Here is a 17,077-nt window from a genome sequence, read left to right as displayed (position 1 = left end):
GCGGGACCGGGCTCAAGGCAGCGCGGCCGCTAGGCCGCTCCGCAAGATGACGGTCCCGAACGAAAACGGGGCGCCCGAAGGCGCCCCGTCCGTATCGATCGCTCCGTAAGGATCACTCGTCGTCCGCGTTCTCCTCGGCACCGTCGTCCTCGGCGTCGCCCTCTTCGGCGTCGCCTTCGTCCTCCATCAGCGACAGCGCGACGAAGCGCGGGTCGCCGCCACGGCGGACGAGGAGGAGCAGCGAGCGGCGGCCGGCGTCGCGGGCCTCCTCGATGCGGGCCTCGAGGTCGGCCACGGTGGCGACCTCCTGCTGGCCGGCCTCGGTGATCACGTCACCGGCGACAAGACCCTTGGAAGCGGCCTCGGAGGCCGGGTCGATGTCGGTGATGACGATGCCGTCCTCGGTGTCGAGACCGTACTGCTCGGTCAGCTCCTCGGAGACTTCCGAGAGCGTCAGGCCGAGGATGCTGGTCTCCTCCGGCTCGGTGGCGTCGGGACCGGGCTGGGCCGCGGGCTGCGCGGCTTCGGCGGTCTCGCGGCGGCCGAGGGTGACGGTCAGGTCCATCTCCTCGCCGTTGCGCAGCACCTCCACGGAGACGTCCTTGCCGACCGGCGAGTTGCCGACGATGCGGACGAGCTCGCGGGTGTCGACCACGTTCTGGCCGTCGAAGGTCAGGATGACGTCGCCGGCTTCCATGCCGGCTTCCATCGCGGGGCCCTCGGGCACGTCGGTGACGAGCGCGCCGTTGGCCTCCTGCATCCCCTCGATCGCGTCGACCATGTCGGGCGTCACGTCCTGGATGCGGACGCCGAGCCAGCCGCGGCGGGTCTCGCCGAACTCCTGCAGCTGGTCGACCACGTTCTCGACCACCGAGGCCGACATGGCGAAGCCGATGCCGATCGAGCCGCCGGTGGGCGAGAGGATCGCGGTGTTCACGCCGATGACGTCACCGTTCATGTCGAAGAGCGGACCGCCGGAGTTGCCGCGGTTGATGGCCGCGTCGGTCTGGATGTAGTCGTCGTAGGTCCCGCTGAGGGCCCGGTTCCGCGCCGAGACGATGCCGGCGGAGACCGAGAAGCCCTGGCCGAGCGGGTTGCCCATGGCCATGACCCAGTCGCCGACCTCGGCGGTGTCGCCGTTGCTGTCCCCGAAGGAGACATAGGGCAGGTCGGTGGCGTCGACCTTGAGCAGGGCGATGTCGGTGTTGGGATCGGTGCCCACGATCTCGGCCTCGAGTTCGCGGTCGGAATCGAAGAATTCGATCAGGATCTCGTCCGCGCCCTCGATGACGTGGTTGTTCGTCACGATGTAGCCGTCGGGAGAGATCACGAAGCCGGAGCCCAAGGCGGAGGAGCGGCGGGGGCCGTCGCCGCCTTCGGGGAGGTTGCGGAAGAAGTCTTCGAAGGGCGAGCCCTCGGGCACGATGCCCTGCGGTCCGGCGCCGCCGGCCACCATCGTCGAGGTGGTGATGTTCACCACCGAGGGGCTGACCTGTTCGGCCAGCTCCGAGAACGACATGGGCCGTTCCTCCTGGGCGTATGCGGGCAGGGCCTGGGTGAGCGCCACCGCTGCGCCGAGGGACAGGCCGGTAACCACCGCGCGAAGGCGGCGGACCTGGGTCTCGGGCGCGGAGGCGGCTGCGATCGCCTGTGCTGTCACGTTGCGTTCTCCTCTGGTCAATTCTCGAGCCGACCCCCGGGGTCGGCATCTGCGGCGACAGTGAATGTATGCTTCCGGAGCCGCAACTCAAAGAGCGCGCACGTTCTGTAACCGCCGCGTGACGGACCGCGAGCGCCGGATCACGGAAAAAAGCGACGATCGGCGGAGATTCTCCGCTCCTCGGCAATCCGCTCCGGCGTGCGCCGCGTAGAAGGAAGGATCGCGGTTCCCCGGATGCGCAGTTTGCCGGAGCGGATTGCGGCAGGCGCGCGTCGGGGGACGCGTCCGGGCGGGGCGGAGAGGCGTACTGGGAACGGCGTCTCTCGCCCCGCCTGTCCTTTCCGGAGCGGTTGCATCCGGCGCCGCGAGGGGAGAACAAGGGCGGCACCCCGCAGGAGAGCCGTCTTGGACAGAAAACCCCGTCTCGAGGTCGAAAACGCCACGCTGGATCACGTGGAGGGCATCGTCGCGCTCTCCGCCAAGGTCTACCCCGAGGAGCCGCCCTACACGCGCGGCCAGATCCTCGGACAGATCCATGCCTTTCCCGAGGGCTGCTTCGTCGCGCTCTACGAGGGCGAGGTCGTGGGCTACGCCGCCTCGACGCTGGTGCAGGAAAAGACTGTCTTCGCCCGGCACACCTGGGACGAGATCACCGGGGCCGGCTACGGCTCCCAGTTCCACGCCGCGGGGGACTGGCTCTACGGGATCGAGGTCATGGTCGACCCGTCCCGGAGGCGTCTGCGCATCGGCCAGCGGATCTACCGGGCGCGGGAGCGGCTCTGCAAGGAGCGCAACCTGACGGGCATCGCCTTCGGCGGGCGCATCCCGGGCTACCGCCGTCACCGCAAGAGCCACCCCGATCCGCAGGACTACTTCGAGGCCGTCCGCGACGGCGCGGTGCGCGATCCGGTGCTGTCCTTCCAGGCCAAGGCCGGGTTCGAGCCGGTCATGCTGCTGCCGCGCTACGCGCCCGACGACAAGGCCTCCGGCGGGCACGCGGTCCTGATGATCTGGCGCAATCCTCATGCGGGCGAATGGTCCGAGGACCAGCCGATCACCCGGGCCGACCCGGACCTCGTGCGCGTGGCCTCCGTCCAGCTCCGGGCGGCGACGCTGACCGATCCAGAGGAATTCTACCGCAACGTCGACTACTTCGTGAACATCGCCTCGGAGTACGGCGCGGACTTCGTTCTCTTCCCCGAGTACTTCTCGCTGCAGCTGCTGAGCTGCGACGGGGTGGAGCTGCCGCCGCTCGAGGCGATCGACCGTGCGGCGGGCTTCGCCGAGGAATTCGTCCGGCGGCTGCGCGACATGGCCATCGCCCGGGCGATCAACATCGTCGGCGGCTCGATCCCGGTGAAGCGCGAGGACGGCATCTACAACGTCTCGCACGTCTTCCTGCGCGACGGGGCGGTGCATACCCAGGACAAGATCCACCCCACGCCGGACGAGCGGGTGTCGTTCAACATCCAGGGCGGCTCGGCGGTGGACGTGATCCCGACGGACTGCGGCCCCATCGGCGTGGCGATCTGCTACGACGCGGAGTTCCCCGAGCAGGTGCGGCGCCTCTCCGACGAGGGGGCGCGCATCCTCTTCGTGCCGCAGAACACAGACACGGTGCACGGGCACCTGCGCGTCCGCTACTGCGCCCAGGCCCGGGCGATCGAGAACCAGTGCTACGTCGTCACCTCCGGCATGACCGGCAACCTCGACAACGTCTCCAACATCGACATCCAGTACTCGCAGGCCGCCATCCTGACGCCCTGCGACTTTCCCTTCGCCCGCGACGGCATCGCGGCGGAGGCTTCGGAGAACGTCGAGATGATCATCGTGGCCGACCTGAACCTCGCCACGGTGAGCTGGGCGCGGGCGCAGGGCTCGGTCCGCAACATGCGCGACCGGCGGTTCGATCTCTACCGCACGCGGTGGTTCGACGGAGGCTGAGGCCTCAGGAGGGGATCGCGCCCGGCGCCGGTTCCCAGAGCTCGATGGGGTTGCCCTCGGGGTCGTGGATACGGGCGAAGCGGCCGATCTCCGGGCTGTCCCATTCCTCGCGCGTCTCCACCGTGATCCCGGCGGCGTCGAGCTGCGCCATCATCGCGCCGAGGTCCGCCACGCGGAAGTTCAGCATGAACTGCTGCTCCGGGTCGCCGAGGTAGGTGGTGTTGCGCGCGAAGGGGGCGAAGACGGTGGGGCCGGGGGCCTGCGACCAGGCGCCGTGTTCCGAGACCGGGTCGATGCCGAGATGGTAGCGGTACCACGCCGAAAGGGCCGCCGGGTCGTTGGCCCGGAAGAAGACGCCGCCGATGCCGGTCACCTTTTCCATGACACCACGCTACACCGGCGCGGCCCCGAAAGCGAGCGGGCCGGCGATGCGCCGGCCCGTCCGTACTATCAGCTCATCTTGGTGAGCAGTTCGTCCAAGGACTTCTTCGCGTCGCCGTAGAGCATCCGCGTGTTGTCCTTGAAGAAGAGCGGGTTCTCGATGCCCGAGTAGCCCGTGCCCTGGCCGCGCTTGGAGACGAAGACCTGCTTGGCCTTCCAGACCTCCAGCACCGGCATGCCGGCAATGGGGCTGTTGGGATCGTCCTGCGCCGCGGGGTTCACGATGTCGTTCGAGCCGATGACGATCGCCACGTCGGTCTCGGGGAAGTCGTCGTTGATCTCCTCCATCTCGAGAACGATGTCGTAGGGCACCTTGGCCTCGGCCAGCAGCACGTTCATGTGGCCGGGCAGGCGGCCCGCGACGGGGTGGATGGCGAAGCGCACCTCCTTGCCCTTGTCGCGCAGGCGCTTGGTCAGCTCGCTCACGGCGTTCTGGGCCTGGGCGACCGCCATGCCGTAGCCGGGCACGATGATCACCGAGTCGGCCTCGTCCAGCGCGCTCGCCACCTCGTCGGTGGAGGTCGCGACCATCTCGCCCTCGACCTCGGCCGCGGGTCCCGTCGAGCCGCCGAAGCCGCCCAGGATGACCGAGATGAACGAACGGTTCATCGCCTTGCACATGATGTAGCTCAGGATCGCACCCGAGGAGCCCACCAGGGCGCCGGTCACGATGAGCAGGTCGTTGGAGAGGGTGAAGCCGATCGCCGCCGCGGCCCAGCCGGAGTAGCTGTTCAGCATCGAGACCACGACCGGCATGTCGGCGCCGCCGATGCCCATGATCAGGTGGTAGCCCACGAAGAAGGCCAGCGCCGCGATCAGCAGCAGCGACAGGATCGAGACCGCGCCGCTCTCGGTGGTGAAATAGAGGATCGCGAGCAGAAGACAGGCGATGACCGCACCGAGGTTGAGCATGTGCCCGCCCGGCAGCTTCTTCGGCTTGCCGTCGACCTTGCCCGCGAGCTTGCCGAAGGCGATCACCGAGCCGGTGAAGGTCACCGCGCCGATGAAGACGCCGAGAACGACCTCGATCTGCAGGAAGGTGATCTCGGCCGGGGTCTTTTCGGCGACCTTCGCCGCGAAGGCCGAGAAGTTGAGCGTCGAGGCGGGCCTGGCCATCTCGGCGGCAACGCGAAGGCGCTCGATCTCGGCGTTGATGCCGACGAAGACCGCCGCGAGGCCGACGAAGGAGTGAAGCGCCGCGACGAGCTGCGGCATCTCCGTCATCTGAACCCTTTGGGCCACCACGGCGCCAATCACGGCGCCCACGGCGATCATCGGGATCATCAGCCAGTAGCCGCCGATCCCCGGCCCGAACATTGTGAAGAAGACCGCGAGGGCCATGCCCGCGATGCCGTACCAGACGGCGCGCTTGGCCGATTCCTGGTCCCTCAGCCCCCCGAGCGAGAGGATGAAGAGAACCGAAGCCGCGATGGAGGCGGCGGTGACGAGTTGTTGTCCGAACATTATGCCGCTTCCTTCAGGACTTCTGGAACATGGCGAGCATCCGGCGCGTGACCTGGAAGCCGCCGACGATGTTGATGGTCGCGATCAGCACCGAGATGCCGCCGAGGATCACCACCAGCCAGTTGCCCGAGCCGATCTGCAGCACCGCGCCGAGCACGATGATGCCGGAGATGGCGTTCGTAACGGCCATGAGCGGCGTATGGAGCGAGTGCGAGACGTTCCAGATGACCTGGAAGCCGATGAAGCAGGCCAGCACGAAAACGATGAAGTGCTGCATGAAGGAGGGCGGCGCCACGAGGCCGAGCAGCAGGATCACCAGCGCGCCGATGCCGAGCATCGTGACCTGGCTCCGGGTCTGCGCCTTGAAGGCGGCGACCTCCTGCGCGCGCTTCTCTTCTGGCGTCAGCTCCTTCGGCTTTTCCTTCTTCGGCTGGGCCGCGATGGCCTGCACCTTGGGCGGCGGCGGGGGGTAGGTGATCTCCTTCTGGTGGACCACCGTGCTGCCGCGGATGACGTCGTCCTCCATGTCGTGCACGACCTTGCCGTCCTTCTCGGGCGTCAGGTCGGTCATGAGGTGACGGATATTGGTCGCGTAGAGCGTCGAGGCCTGGGTCGACATCCGGCTGGGGAAGTCGGTGTAGCCGACGATGGTGACGCCGTTCTCGCTGACGACCTTCTCGTCCTTGACCGTCAGTTCGCAGTTGCCGCCGCGCTCTGCGGCGAGGTCGACGATCACCGAGCCGGGCTTCATCGCCTCGACCATGTCCTTGGTCCAGAGCTTCGGCGCGTCGCGGCCCGGGATCAGGGCGGTACAGATGACGATGTCGATGTCGGGCGCGAGCTCGCGGAACTTCTCGAGCTGCTTCTCCTGGAACTCGGGCGAGGAGGGCGCGGCGTAACCGCCGGTCGAGCTGCCGTCCTGCTGGTCCTCCTCGAAGTCGAGGTAGACGAACTCGGCCCCCATGGATTCGATCTGTTCGGCGACCTCGGGCCGCACGTCGAAGGCGTAGGTGATCGCGCCCAGCGAGGTCGAGGTGCCGATCGCGGCGAGCCCGGCGACGCCGGCGCCCACGACGAGCACCTTGGCCGGCGGGACCTTGCCCGCGGCGGTGACCTGGCCGGTGAAGAAGCGGCCGAAGTGGCTGCCCGCCTCGATCACCGCGCGGTAGCCGGCGATGTTGGCGGTGGAGGAGAGCGCGTCCATCTTCTGCGCGCGGCTGATCCGCGGCACCATGTCCATGGCGATGACCGAGGCGCCCTTGTCGCGGGCGCGCTCCATCAGGGCTTCGTTCTGGGCGGGCCAGAAGAAGGAAATCAGCAGCTGGCCCTCGCGCAGGCGATCGGCTTCGTCCTCGGTCGGCGGGCGAACCTTGGCGACGATCTCGGCCTGCTGCCAGAGCGCGTCCGCGTCCTTGACCACCTCGACGCCCGCCTCCTCGTAGGCGCTGTCGAGAAAGCCGGCCCGTTCGCCGGCGCCCGACTGGACCAGGCATTCATGCCCGAGTTTCTGTAATTCCTTGGCCGAGGCGGGGGTCATCGCGACCCGGGCCTCGCCTGGCATGATCTCTGTCGGTGCTCCGATCTTCACGGGCATCCCCCTCACTTCAACGTGACATCACAGCTGATAATAGCGCTCAGAAAAGTTCAACAACGTCGGTTTATCAGTTGAGCAAACGTTTGCACAACCCCAATTCTCGGTCAGAGCCATCGGCGGGTCCGGGCCGCGTAGGCCTCGAAGGCCTCGGGATGGCTGCGGGCGAGGCCCTCTTCCTCGGGCTCGATGAAGCGGCGCGTGACGATCCAGACGAAGATCGGGATCAGCGGCAGCGCGAGCGGCGAGAGCCAGAGAAAGATGAGCCCGGTGAGGATCAGCGTATCGCCGAGGTAGATCGGGTTGCGGCTGATCCGGAAGACGCCCGAGGTGACGAGTTCCTCGGCCTCTTGGTGCGGCACCGGCGAGGTGCCCCGGCGCATCATGGTGCCGAGCGCCAACACGAGCAGCGCGAGACCCGCGAGGATCAGCACCCAGCCCAGGATATCGATGGCGGCTTCCATGCCCTCGGGCAGGATCCAGCCGGGGCGGCGGGTGAGCCAGACGAGGACGATCATCCCCGCGAGCCAGACGGGCGGAATATCGATCCATTGCAGCGGGGTCATCTTGCGGGGCATCAGGCTCATGTCCGAAACGAAGCACAGCCGCGCGGGCCTGTCGAGCGGCGCCGTGCCTTGCCGCACCCCGGAGGGAGATCTAGACAGTCCCCCGAGATCAGCCGGGAAGGGCAGACATGGCGAAGATCACCTACATCGAACACAACGGCACCGAGCACGTCGTCGAGGTCGCGAACGGCCTGACGGTCATGGAAGGCGCCCGTGACAACGGCATTCCGGGCATCGAGGCCGACTGTGGCGGCGCCTGTGCCTGTTCGACCTGCCATGTCTACGTCGCGCCGGATTGGGTGGACAAGCTGCCGCCGCAGGATCCGATGGAAGAGGACATGCTCGATTTCGCCTTCGAGCCGGACCCGCACCGGTCGCGTCTGACCTGCCAGCTCAAGGTCACCGACGCGCTAGACGGGCTCGTCGTCCAGATGCCCGAAAAGCAGATCTGATGCGCGGGGCGGGCCTGACGCTCGCCCTCGCGCTCTGGGCCGGTGTCTGTGCCGCGCAACCCGCCGACGTGACGGGCGGGCGCTATGCCGAGCCCACGACCCGCTACCCTCACGGCGCCCTCGGTGACGAGAGCGAGTGGGGCGCGCTGGAGCTGGACGTCCGGCCCTGCGAGGGATGCGAGCCGACCCGGCGGCTCATCCGCTTGCCCGAAACGCGCGTCTTCGAGGATACCGCGCCGCGTCTTGTCGATGTGGACGGCGACGGGCGGCGCGAGGCCGTGGTCGTGGAGAGCGATGCCGAGCAGGGCGCGCGGCTCGCGATTTACGGTCCCGAGGGCCTCGTCGCCGCCACGCCCTTCATCGGCCAGCACTTCCGATGGCTGGCTCCTGCGGCGGTGGCCGATCTCGACGGGGACGGCGCCGTGGAACTGGCCTACGTCGACCGGCCTCATCTGGCGAAGGTGCTGCGCATCTGGCGGTTCGGTGAAGGGGGGCTCACGCCCGTGGCCGAGGCGCCGGGGCTCACGAACCACCGGTTCGGCGAGATCGAGATCTCGGGCGGCCTGCGCGATTGCGGTGCGGGCCCGGAGATCGTGCTGGCCAGCGGAGACTGGTCCCGCGTGGTCGCCGCGCGCGTCGACCGGGAGCAGATCACGACGCGCGACCTCGGCCCCTACCGCGGGCCGGGAGACATGGCCGCCGCGCTCGCCTGCAGCTAGCTCAGACCAGGGCGGCGAGGGTCGCGAGCGCCAACAGCTCCGTCACCTGCTGCGTCGCGCCGAGGACGTCGCCGGTCTGCCCGCCGATCTTGGCCTTGGCGGCGGTCGCCACCAGCGCCGCCGCGAGGGGCAGGAGCACCGCCAGCAGGATCGCGCCCCCGGGCGTCAGACCGAGCGCCGCGATGAAGGCGAGGACCGCCGCCGCGCCCGCCGTCGCCGTGGAGGGCCGTCCCGTCAGGCGGGAGAGCCCGTCCTCGCGAGCATGGGGCAGGGCGGCCATCACGCCCGCCATGGAGGCCCGGCTCGCCATGGCGGCGACGATCAGCGCGGGCCAGATCGCCCCCTCCGCCGCGAGCGCCGAGAGCGCGGCCCACTGCATGCCGAGCACCAGCACGAGTGCGAGCACGCCGTAGCTCCCGACGCGGCTGTCGCGCATGATCTCCAGCCGCCGCGCCCGGTCATGGCCGCCCCAGAGCCCGTCCGCCGTGTCCGACAGCCCGTCCTGGTGCAGTCCGCCCGTCGCCAGGGCCATCGCCGTGAGCGCCACGCCCGCCACCACGGCCGGTGGAAGGCCGAGCCAGCCTCCGATCTCCGCCGCCAGTCCGGCGAGCACTCCCACGGCCAGCCCGGCCAATGGCCAGGCCCAGGCGGCGCGGGCGCCGCGCGCATGATCGGCCCCCGGCGCTGGCAGCCGCGTCAGCAGCGCCAAAGCCGCGCCGGGATCGCCGGGTGAAAACAGGCCCTTGTCGCTCATGCGCCCCGATCCGCCTCGCCGGGGCTGTCCGCCCCCGCGTCATCCGTTAGAGAGGAGACAAGCACTTTGCAACGAGGCCCCCCGATGACCGTTCTCTTCTCCGTCCTCGACGACATCCGCGCGCGGCTCGACGCGATGCCCGCCCCCGACGCCGCGGCCCGTGCCGGGGCGGAAGAGCGTAACGGCCAGCTGACCAAGCCTCCGGGCTCCTTGGGGCGGCTCGAGGACCTCGCGATCTGGTATGCCGGCTGGCGCGGCACCGACCGGCCGGTGATCGAGAATCCCCAGATCGTAGTCTTCGCCGGAAACCACGGCGTGACCGCCCGAGGCGTCTCGGCCTTCCCCGCGGAGGTCACCGCCCAGATGGTCGGCAACTTCGAAGCGGGCGGCGCCGCGATCAACCAGCTCGCCCGGGCCTTCGGGGCCGAGATGTCGGTCACGGCGCTGGAGCTCGACAGGCCCACGGCGGACTTCACCGAGGGCCCCGCGATGAGCGAGGCCGACTGCGCCGGGGCCTTCGCCGCCGGGTGGAACGCCGTGAGCGAAGAGGCCGACGTGGTCATCGCGGGCGAGATGGGCATCGGCAACACGACCGCCGCCGCCGCCCTCGCCGCCGGACTCTTCGGCGGCACCGGGGCCGACTGGGCGGGCCGGGGGACCGGGGTCGACGAGGCCGGGCTCGCCCGCAAGGCCGAGGTGATCGACGCCGGGCTCGCGTTCCACTCGGGGGCGCTCTCCGATCCGCTCGAGGTGCTGCGCCGTCTGGGCGGGCGGGAGCTCGCCGCCATGGCGGGCGCCATCGCCTCGGCCCGGGCGCAGCGCATCCCCGTGATCCTGGACGGTTTCATCGCCAGCGCCGCGGCGGCCGTCCTGCATCGCGCGGCGCCGGGCGCGCTCGATCACGTCGTCGCCGGTCACCTCTCGGCCGAGGGCGCGCACGGGCGGCTGCTAGAGCAACTCGGCAAGGAGCCTCTACTCGACCTGGGATTGCGTCTGGGCGAGGGCTCGGGCGCCGCGGTGGCGCTCGGCATTCTCAAGGCCGCCGTCGCCTGCCATTCCGGCATGGCGACCTTCGCCGAGGCCGGTGTTTCCGGCGGCTGACCTCAGCCCTTGTTGCGGCCGCCCGCCACGCCGTGTCGGTTCTGGTCGAGCCGCACTTCCTCGACGTCGAAATTTCCGGCAAGGGCCGTCTCGAGGTCCTTCGCCAGCTCGCGCGACCGGGCGACGTATTCGGGGTTCTGGCTGACCGGCACGCCGGGCTTCCAGAGCTCGGCCAGCGTGCGCAGGGCCGAGCGGTCGTGGTGGTAGAAGTAGAGCTCGGCCTCGTTGGCCTCGAACTCGGTCAGGCCGAGCTTTTCCAGCGCATAGCGACCTGCCCTCAGAGAGCTGTCGAAGAGCTCCCGCACGATGTCATCCGCCCCGGCCTGATAAAGCTCATAGACGTGGATCCGGTCGCGGGCGCGGGCGACGATGTGGATGTCGGGCCGGGCGCTGCGGGCATAGCGGACGAGCCGCGTGGCCGCCGCACGGTCGTCGAGCGCCACGACGAGCACCTTCGCGTCGTCGAACCCCGCCGAGTGCAGCAGGTCGGGCCGGGTCGGATCCCCGAAGAAGCCCTTGTAGCCGAACTTTCGCATGGTCTGGACGGTGGCGAGGTTGTTGTCGAGCACGACGGTCGAGAAGCCCGCCGACTGCACGAGGCGGTTCACGACCTGCCCGAAGCGCCCGATCCCGGCGATGATGACCTGTCCCTGCTCGTCGATCTCGTCGGCGGGCTGGTCCTGCGCCGCCGCCTCCATCCGCTTCGCCAGCCACTCGTAGAGGATGAAGAGCAGCGGCGTGAGCAGCATGGTCAGCGCCACGATCAGCAGCAGCGTCGCGCCCAGCCGCGGGCTGAGCACCTGCTGGGTCAGCGAGAAGGCGATCAGCACGAAGCCGAATTCACCGGCCTGCGCCAGCCCAAGCGTGAAGAGCCACCGGTCCCGGCCCTTGAGGCGGAACATGCGCGCCAGACCGTAGAGGACGAGCCCCTTCACCGCGATCACGCCCATCGCGAGTCCGAAGAGCGCGAAGGGCCGCGAGAAGAGCAGCTCGAAGTCGATGCCCGCGCCGACGGTGATGAAGAAGAGGCCGAGGAGCAGCCCCTTGAAGGGCTCGAGGTCGGACTCGAGCTCGTGCCGGAACTCGGTGTTCGCGAGCACGACGCCCGCGAGGAAGGTGCCGAGCGCGGGAGAGAGGCCGACCATCTGCATCAGGACTGCGATCGAGGTCACCATGAGCAGGGCGAGGGCGGTGTACATCTCGCGCAGGCGCGCCTGGTGGATGTAGCGGAAGACCGGCCGCGTCAGGTAGACCCCGGCGAGGATGACGGCGGCGACCGCGCCGAGGGTGACCAGCGTCACGCCCCAGGCGGGCAGGCCCTCCACCAGGCTCACGGCGTGTTCTTCGCCGCCCGCTCCGTGTCCCTCCCCGTTCCGCATGATCGTGCCGTTTTCGTTGACCTGCACGGAGTGGCGCACCGCCAGAAGCGGCATCAGGGCGAGCATCGGGATGACCGCGATATCCTGCGTCAGCAGCACCGAGAAGGTGGACCGCCCGCCGGAGGTATGGGTCAGGCCCTTCTCCGAGAGCGTCTGCAGCACGATGGCGGTGGACGAGAGCGCGAAGATCAGTCCGATGGCCAGGGCGGTGGGCCAGGGCTGCCCGAGCGCCATCGCGCCCGCCATGATGAGGCCGGTGGTGACGGTGATCTGCAGCCCGCCCATGCCGATCAGCCGGTCGCGCATGTCCCATAGAGCGCGGGGCTCAAGCTCCAGCCCGATGAGAAAGAGCATGACGACCACGCCGAACTCGGCGAAGTGCTGAAGCTCCTGCGTGTTCGACCCCACGGTCGGGATGAAGCCGATGGCGATCCCGGCCAGCAGGTAGCCCAGAACCGAGCCAAGACCGAGCCGCGCCGCGAAGGGCACGGCGATCACGGCGGCACCGAGATAGATCGTGGCTGTCAGCAGGAATTCTTGCATACCAAGGGTATCGCAGGGGGCCGGGGCCTTGGCAATCTCCCGGCGTCACCCGCGCGGGCCGTGGCGGGGCGATGGCGAAAAAGTGAGCCGCGCCGGCCTCAGCCTGCCACGTCGAGACGCAGGTTCCGGCCCGAGCGGCTGTAGACGATGTAGCCGTCGCCGATGCCGGTCACGCGTCCGCCATCGAGCCGGGAGCCCACGGTCACCCGCACGTAACGCCCGTTCGAGAGCCGCACGAGGGCGCGGCGGTCGGACTGGGTGCCGTAGACGCCGATCAGGTTGATGCTGCGCAGGTTGATCTGGTCGCTGAGCGTGGCCGCCGCGGCGACGCTGCCGGAGGTCGGGCCGGTCGGGCGCATGGAGGAGGCCGCGGCCTGGCGCTGTGCGGCGACCTGCTGCTGCTGGCGCTCCTGCTGCGCGCGGGCTTGCTGAAGCTGCTGCTGCTGGCGGGTCCGGTTGACGATCGTCGACATATTGCGCGGCCGGTTGTCGGGCCGGACGGAGGAGGCCACGGCGAGATTGGTCGCGTTGGCCGGCACGGTGCCTTCCAGCGCCGCTGCCGCGGCGGTCAGGGCCGCCTGAAGGTCCTCGCGGCGGTCGGGCGCCTGTTCGACCTCCTCGGCCTCTGCTGTCTCGGTCTCGTCGTCGGCGGGGGCGGCTGAAGCGGGCCGGGACCGAGGGCGCAGGCTGGCCGCCGTGGCGAGCGGACCGTCGGCCGGATCGAGGTCCGCCGTCGGAACCTCGGCGCTCGCGGGGCGAAGCTGGGGCGAGAGGCTGGACAGGGACACGCCGCCCAGGGAGGCGGCGAGGCTGGGGCGCGGCCCGTCGGGCGCGGGCTGCGGCGCGGAGGCCCGGACGACCGAGGAGGGCCGCGAGGGCGGGTCGAAGTCGATGGCATCGAGCAGTGCGACGGCCTCCAACGGTTGCGCGGGCGCAGCCTCGGTCGCCGCAGGACGGCTGGGGGGATCGACGCGCGGCGTGTCGAGCAGGGCGATCTCGCTCTCGGTCCGGCCGGCGGGAGGCGCGGCCTGCGACCGCTCGGTTCCGGGGCGCGTCGGCGGCGTCACGGCGGGGTCGGAAACGGTGAGGACGTCTGCCGGTCCGCTCTCCTGCGCGTCGCTCTCGGCGGGCGGGGCGGAGGCCGCGGCGTCGTCTGCCGGTGTCACGACGCTCTCGGGCCGGCTCGGCGGGACGATGCCCGGCGCGGCGACGAGGTTGACCAGCGTCTCGGGCGCGGCGGTCGCGTCTTCGGTCTCGGCATCCGCCGGGCGTAGCTCAGGATCGACGGCGGGATCCTCGATGACCGGCACCTCTGGTTCAGCGGTTTCGCCTGCGGCGAGTTCGGCTCCGGGCGCGGCATCGATCTCGGCCTCTGCCTCGACGGAGGCAGAGGCCACGGCTTCGAGGGTGGCCTCGGCAGGGCTCCGGGGGCCGAAGCCGGCGGGCCGCGTCGGCGGGATGATCCCACGGCGGTCGAGCATCCGGATCTGCGGCGGGGCGGGTGCCGCGGCCACCTCTTCGGCCGCTGCCTCGTCCTCGGGCGCCGCGTCAGCGGCCTCCGCCAGTTCGGCCCCGAGCTCGGCGGCGACGGCCTCGACCGGATCGGTCTCGGCGGCGCTCTCGGTGACGGTGCCGGGGCGGGTCGGCGGCAGGAGGTCCGGCAGGCCGGCGATCACGACGGTGCCGTTGGCGACCTGCGGCTCGGAGCCCTCGGGGGCGATGTCGGTCGGGTCGGGCTGCGGCGGCTCGGTGCCGGGGCGGACCGGCGGCTCCAGCGTGGGCGCACCGGCATAGACGAGGATGCCGGCCGGGGTCAGCGACCCCTCTTCGGTGGCGAGCACGAAGCCTTCCTCGTCCCGCTCGAAGGTCGAGCCCGGGGGCGGGGGATCGGCGGGCGTCGGGATGCGGACATCCATCGCCTCGGCGGGGAGCTCCATCGGGCCCTCTGGACGCGGGCTGCGCTCGAAGCCGGCGGCGGGATCGGCCTCGACCCCGCTCGCGTCTTCGGTGCGCGGAGTGACGGAGAGGCGTGGTGCTCGCTGCCAGACGCCGGTCGCGGCATAGATGCGCTGCGCCTCGGCCGGGCTCAGGACGCGGCCGACCGAGGTGGGCGATCCGGCGCTGGCCACCGGCGCCTCGGCCTCGGGCTGGCCGGGGAGGGCCTGCAGATCGGGATCCGTCGCGGTGTTGGGGGCCGTGGCCGCGACCTCGGGTCCCTCGGGGAGAGCGCTGCCGCTGGAGGTGGGCGCATCGGGCGAAGCAGGGACGGAGGCCGGGGGCAGGCTGCTGCCCTGGGCCTGGGTGTCCGTGGCGGTCTCCGCCTCCGGCGCGGCGGCCACTTCGGTGCGGTCGCCGTCCAGGCCGAAGAGGCGGGACAGCCCCTCGGGGCCGACCGCCGCGAGCGCGCCGACGACGAAGAGCCCCAGCAGGAGGAGGACAGTCAGCACCAGCCCGAGCAGCGGGCGGCCGCCGCGGGAGCGCTTGGCCTCTTCCTCGCGACGGGCGCCGAAGACGGTCATCTGGGCCCGTTCCTTGTCGGCGGCAGCCGTGCGGGCGGGGGCGGCGGGAGCCCTGCGCCGCCTGGTCTCCGGCGAGGTCCCGACCGCGGGCGTCTCTCGCACGGGGCCGAGGTCTCCGGCGTCCGTCTCGGGCGGCGGGGTGCCGGTTCCGGCTGCGGGCTGAGGCTCCGGTGCGGCGGTCCCGGCGGCAGAGGTGGCGGCAGCCGTAGCGGCCGTCGCGGATGCGGCCTTGCCGAGCGAGGGCCCGGTGGCGGGCGATTCCTGCCGGTTGAAGGAGAGCGGCGCACTGCGGGCCGTGGAGGCCACGGGCCCTTCGCGCTCCCCCTTCTTCCAGCGCCGCGAGAGCGCGCCGCGCCAGGAGCTCTTGGGCTCCTCGGTCTCGGCGGGCGGGGTGCCGGTCCCGCGCGTCGCGCGGGGGGCAGGCGGAGGTGTCTGGGCGGCGGGATCCGGCGTCCGGGTCCCGAAGGCCGCCCGCTCGGTCGGCGCGGCGGAGGGGGCCGCATGGTCCGGGAGGGTGGCCCCGGCGCTGGCCGGCGGCTCGTCCATTGCGGGCTGGGGCCCGGCGGGCGTGTCTTCCTGAGCCGTCGGCGGCGCGGCCGGGGCCTCGTCGAGTTCGCTCCGGCGCGACATGACCGGCATCGGCTGACCGAAGGCCGGTTGCGTCTCGGGGGCGGTAGGCGGTGCCGCCTGGCCATCAGCCCCGGTCTCGGTCCGATTGCGGCGGAAGCTCAGGGAGGGCTCCTCCCTCATGGCGCGGTCATCGGCGGGCCGGTGCGAGGCTTGGGGTGTGACGGGTGGGGCGCTGACGGGGGGCGCCGCGTGGCCCGGGCCGCTCTGGTGACGGGTCGCGAAGAGCGGCGCGGGTTGCGCGCTCTCGCTCGGCGGCGTCTCTTCCTCAGGCTCAGGCTCAGGCTCAGGCTCAGGCTCAGGCTCAGGCTCAGGCTCAGGCTCAGAGAGCGCTGCTGCGTCTACCGGGGTTTCCGGGGCCTCCGTTTGGTCCGCGTCGTCCGCCTGAGACGGCTCCGCCACGGAGGGGCCGGGCGGCGGCTCTGGCGTGTCCTGCGCGGCGAAGGCCGTCTCGGGCTCGGGCTCAGGCTCGGGAACGGGCCTGTCCGCACCGGCGCCCTCGTGACCGGCCAGGCTTTCGGTCGAAGCATCCGCTACGCCGGGGCTCAGCGCCTCGGCGGCGGCCGGCGCGGCGGTCAACGTGGCTCCCTGGGGCAGGCGGGCGGTGCCCACGACCTGCACCGGTTCGGCTTCGCGCGGAAGGTCGCGGCCGCCGGGCCCGGTGACCGGGCCGAAGGAGACCTCGCCGACGAAGGTGAAGGGCTCCGGTGCGGCCGCGAAGGCCACGGGAGCCATGTCGTGATCACGGGCGAATTTCTCGGCCTCGTCCAGCGTCTCGCGGGCCACCGCGGCGACATAGGTCCGGCCGCCGCCCCGCGTGACGTCCCAGGTCAGATCCTCGAGCGCGTAGGGCGTGGCCTCGTCGACCGCCTGGCGGATCTGATCGTCGGTCGCCATGGTGCCGTCGATCGCCAGGTATCTGATCTGCGCGTTAGGGATCAGGATCTTGGTCTCGAAGGGCCCCTTCTCCAGGGCCTCGCCCCGGCGGCGGAGGTCGGAGAGGGCGGCGTGCATGTCCTCGGTCGCGAGGGGCACTTCGCCGACAAGGAGCCAGCCGGCCTCGTCGCGGGCGAGAAGGCGGATGGCGTCGAAACCAAGGGAAAGCGCGAAGTTCGGTGTCATTCGATCTCGCTCTAGCAGGTGGTCGGATCGGTGCAAGCGCGCCGGCCGAGCGGCGCGAAACTACAGCAGCTTTCCGCCCAATGAAAGCCGAGGCAAAGAATGACCAAGGCAGAGCCGGCGGAGTGCGTCACATGTGGCGAAGCGGAAAGAAACGGCGTGCCTAAGGAGGGCGTGATGCTGTCGAGACGAGGTAAA

At 70.7% G+C, this 17,077-nt stretch carries 12 protein-coding genes; 4 read left to right on the top strand and 8 right to left on the bottom strand.

What is annotated here, in order from left to right:
* Window positions 1-112 precede the first annotated feature (112 nt).
* Window positions 113-1,660, bottom strand: coding sequence for a Do family serine endopeptidase (locus tag F3S47_RS00680; RefSeq protein ID WP_150443303.1), 1,548 nt, complete (start codon window positions 1,658-1,660; stop codon window positions 113-115).
* 405 nt (window positions 1,661-2,065) lie between these two features.
* On the opposite strand from F3S47_RS00680, the gene F3S47_RS00675 reads away from it, so the two are divergent.
* A complete protein-coding gene (locus tag F3S47_RS00675) occupies window positions 2,066-3,604 on the top strand; it encodes a bifunctional GNAT family N-acetyltransferase/carbon-nitrogen hydrolase family protein (RefSeq protein ID WP_223877670.1) in 1,539 nt (512 codons plus the stop codon).
* Window positions 3,605-3,608: 4 nt separating this feature from the next.
* On the opposite strand, the gene F3S47_RS00670 is transcribed toward F3S47_RS00675, so the two are convergent.
* From F3S47_RS00670 to F3S47_RS00655, 4 genes are all read right to left on the bottom strand, one after another.
* Window positions 3,609-3,986: a VOC family protein gene (locus tag F3S47_RS00670; RefSeq protein WP_150443301.1), complete on the bottom strand. Its 378-nt coding sequence runs from the start codon at window positions 3,984-3,986 to the stop codon at window positions 3,609-3,611.
* 68 nt (window positions 3,987-4,054) lie between these two features.
* Entirely contained in the window at window positions 4,055-5,509 is a 1,455-nt protein-coding gene (locus F3S47_RS00665; RefSeq protein ID WP_150443300.1) for an NAD(P)(+) transhydrogenase (Re/Si-specific) subunit beta, read from the bottom strand.
* A gap of 13 nt (window positions 5,510-5,522) precedes the next feature.
* Complete coding sequence (locus F3S47_RS00660; protein ID WP_150443299.1) at window positions 5,523-7,097, bottom strand: Re/Si-specific NAD(P)(+) transhydrogenase subunit alpha; 1,575 nt, start codon at window positions 7,095-7,097, stop codon at window positions 5,523-5,525.
* Between the two features lie 110 nt (window positions 7,098-7,207).
* On the bottom strand, window positions 7,208-7,678 hold the full coding sequence (locus F3S47_RS00655; protein ID WP_223877669.1) for a methyltransferase family protein: 471 nt from the start codon (window positions 7,676-7,678) through the stop codon (window positions 7,208-7,210).
* Between the two features lie 116 nt (window positions 7,679-7,794).
* Here F3S47_RS00655 and F3S47_RS00650 point away from each other — a divergent pair, with 116 nt between their 5' ends.
* Together F3S47_RS00650 and F3S47_RS00645 are read left to right on the top strand one after the other, a co-directional pair.
* Complete coding sequence (locus F3S47_RS00650; RefSeq protein WP_150443298.1) at window positions 7,795-8,118, top strand: 2Fe-2S iron-sulfur cluster-binding protein; 324 nt, start codon at window positions 7,795-7,797, stop codon at window positions 8,116-8,118.
* A complete protein-coding gene (locus F3S47_RS00645) occupies window positions 8,118-8,837 on the top strand; it encodes an FG-GAP repeat domain-containing protein (RefSeq protein ID WP_150443297.1) in 720 nt (239 codons plus the stop codon). Before F3S47_RS00650 ends, F3S47_RS00645 begins: the two co-directional genes overlap by 1 nt.
* Before the next feature lies 1 nt (window position 8,838).
* On the opposite strand, the gene cobS is transcribed toward F3S47_RS00645, so the two are convergent.
* On the bottom strand, window positions 8,839-9,591 hold the full coding sequence (gene cobS, locus F3S47_RS00640) for an adenosylcobinamide-GDP ribazoletransferase (RefSeq protein ID WP_150443296.1): 753 nt from the start codon (window positions 9,589-9,591) through the stop codon (window positions 8,839-8,841).
* A gap of 84 nt (window positions 9,592-9,675) precedes the next feature.
* Between cobS and cobT the strand changes: the two genes are divergently transcribed.
* Complete coding sequence (gene cobT, locus F3S47_RS00635) at window positions 9,676-10,692, top strand: nicotinate-nucleotide--dimethylbenzimidazole phosphoribosyltransferase (RefSeq protein ID WP_150443295.1); 1,017 nt, start codon at window positions 9,676-9,678, stop codon at window positions 10,690-10,692.
* A 2-nt stretch (window positions 10,693-10,694) separates the two neighbouring features.
* Here cobT and F3S47_RS00630 read toward each other — a convergent pair whose 3' ends face one another.
* Window positions 10,695-12,614 (bottom strand): cation:proton antiporter domain-containing protein, encoded by a 1,920-nt coding sequence (locus tag F3S47_RS00630; protein WP_150443294.1) that lies wholly within the window; start codon window positions 12,612-12,614, stop codon window positions 10,695-10,697.
* 98 nt (window positions 12,615-12,712) lie between these two features.
* Complete coding sequence (locus F3S47_RS00625) at window positions 12,713-16,882, bottom strand: hypothetical protein (RefSeq protein ID WP_150443293.1); 4,170 nt, start codon at window positions 16,880-16,882, stop codon at window positions 12,713-12,715.
* Window positions 16,883-17,077: the final 195 nt, after the last annotated feature.

It is taken from the genome of Histidinibacterium aquaticum (assembly GCF_008710275.1).
Classification (GTDB): domain Bacteria; phylum Pseudomonadota; class Alphaproteobacteria; order Rhodobacterales; family Rhodobacteraceae; genus Oceanicola; species Oceanicola aquaticus.
This window is presented reverse-complemented; position numbering and strand designations above follow the sequence as displayed.

Coding starts and splice junctions, on each gene's coding strand:
- F3S47_RS00665 (WP_150443300.1), bottom strand. CDS start 5,509: ATGTTCGGACAACAACTCGTCACCGCCGCCTCCATCGCGGCTTCGGTT.
- F3S47_RS00625 (WP_150443293.1), bottom strand. CDS start 16,882: ATGACACCGAACTTCGCGCTTTCCCTTGGTTTCGACGCCATCCGCCTT.
- cobT (WP_150443295.1), top strand. CDS start 9,676: ATGACCGTTCTCTTCTCCGTCCTCGACGACATCCGCGCGCGGCTCGAC.
- cobS (WP_150443296.1), bottom strand. CDS start 9,591: ATGAGCGACAAGGGCCTGTTTTCACCCGGCGATCCCGGCGCGGCTTTG.
- F3S47_RS00630 (WP_150443294.1), bottom strand. CDS start 12,614: ATGCAAGAATTCCTGCTGACAGCCACGATCTATCTCGGTGCCGCCGTG.
- F3S47_RS00670 (WP_150443301.1), bottom strand. CDS start 3,986: ATGGAAAAGGTGACCGGCATCGGCGGCGTCTTCTTCCGGGCCAACGAC.
- F3S47_RS00645 (WP_150443297.1), top strand. CDS start 8,118: ATGCGCGGGGCGGGCCTGACGCTCGCCCTCGCGCTCTGGGCCGGTGTC.
- F3S47_RS00655 (WP_223877669.1), bottom strand. CDS start 7,678: ATGCCCCGCAAGATGACCCCGCTGCAATGGATCGATATTCCGCCCGTC.
- F3S47_RS00650 (WP_150443298.1), top strand. CDS start 7,795: ATGGCGAAGATCACCTACATCGAACACAACGGCACCGAGCACGTCGTC.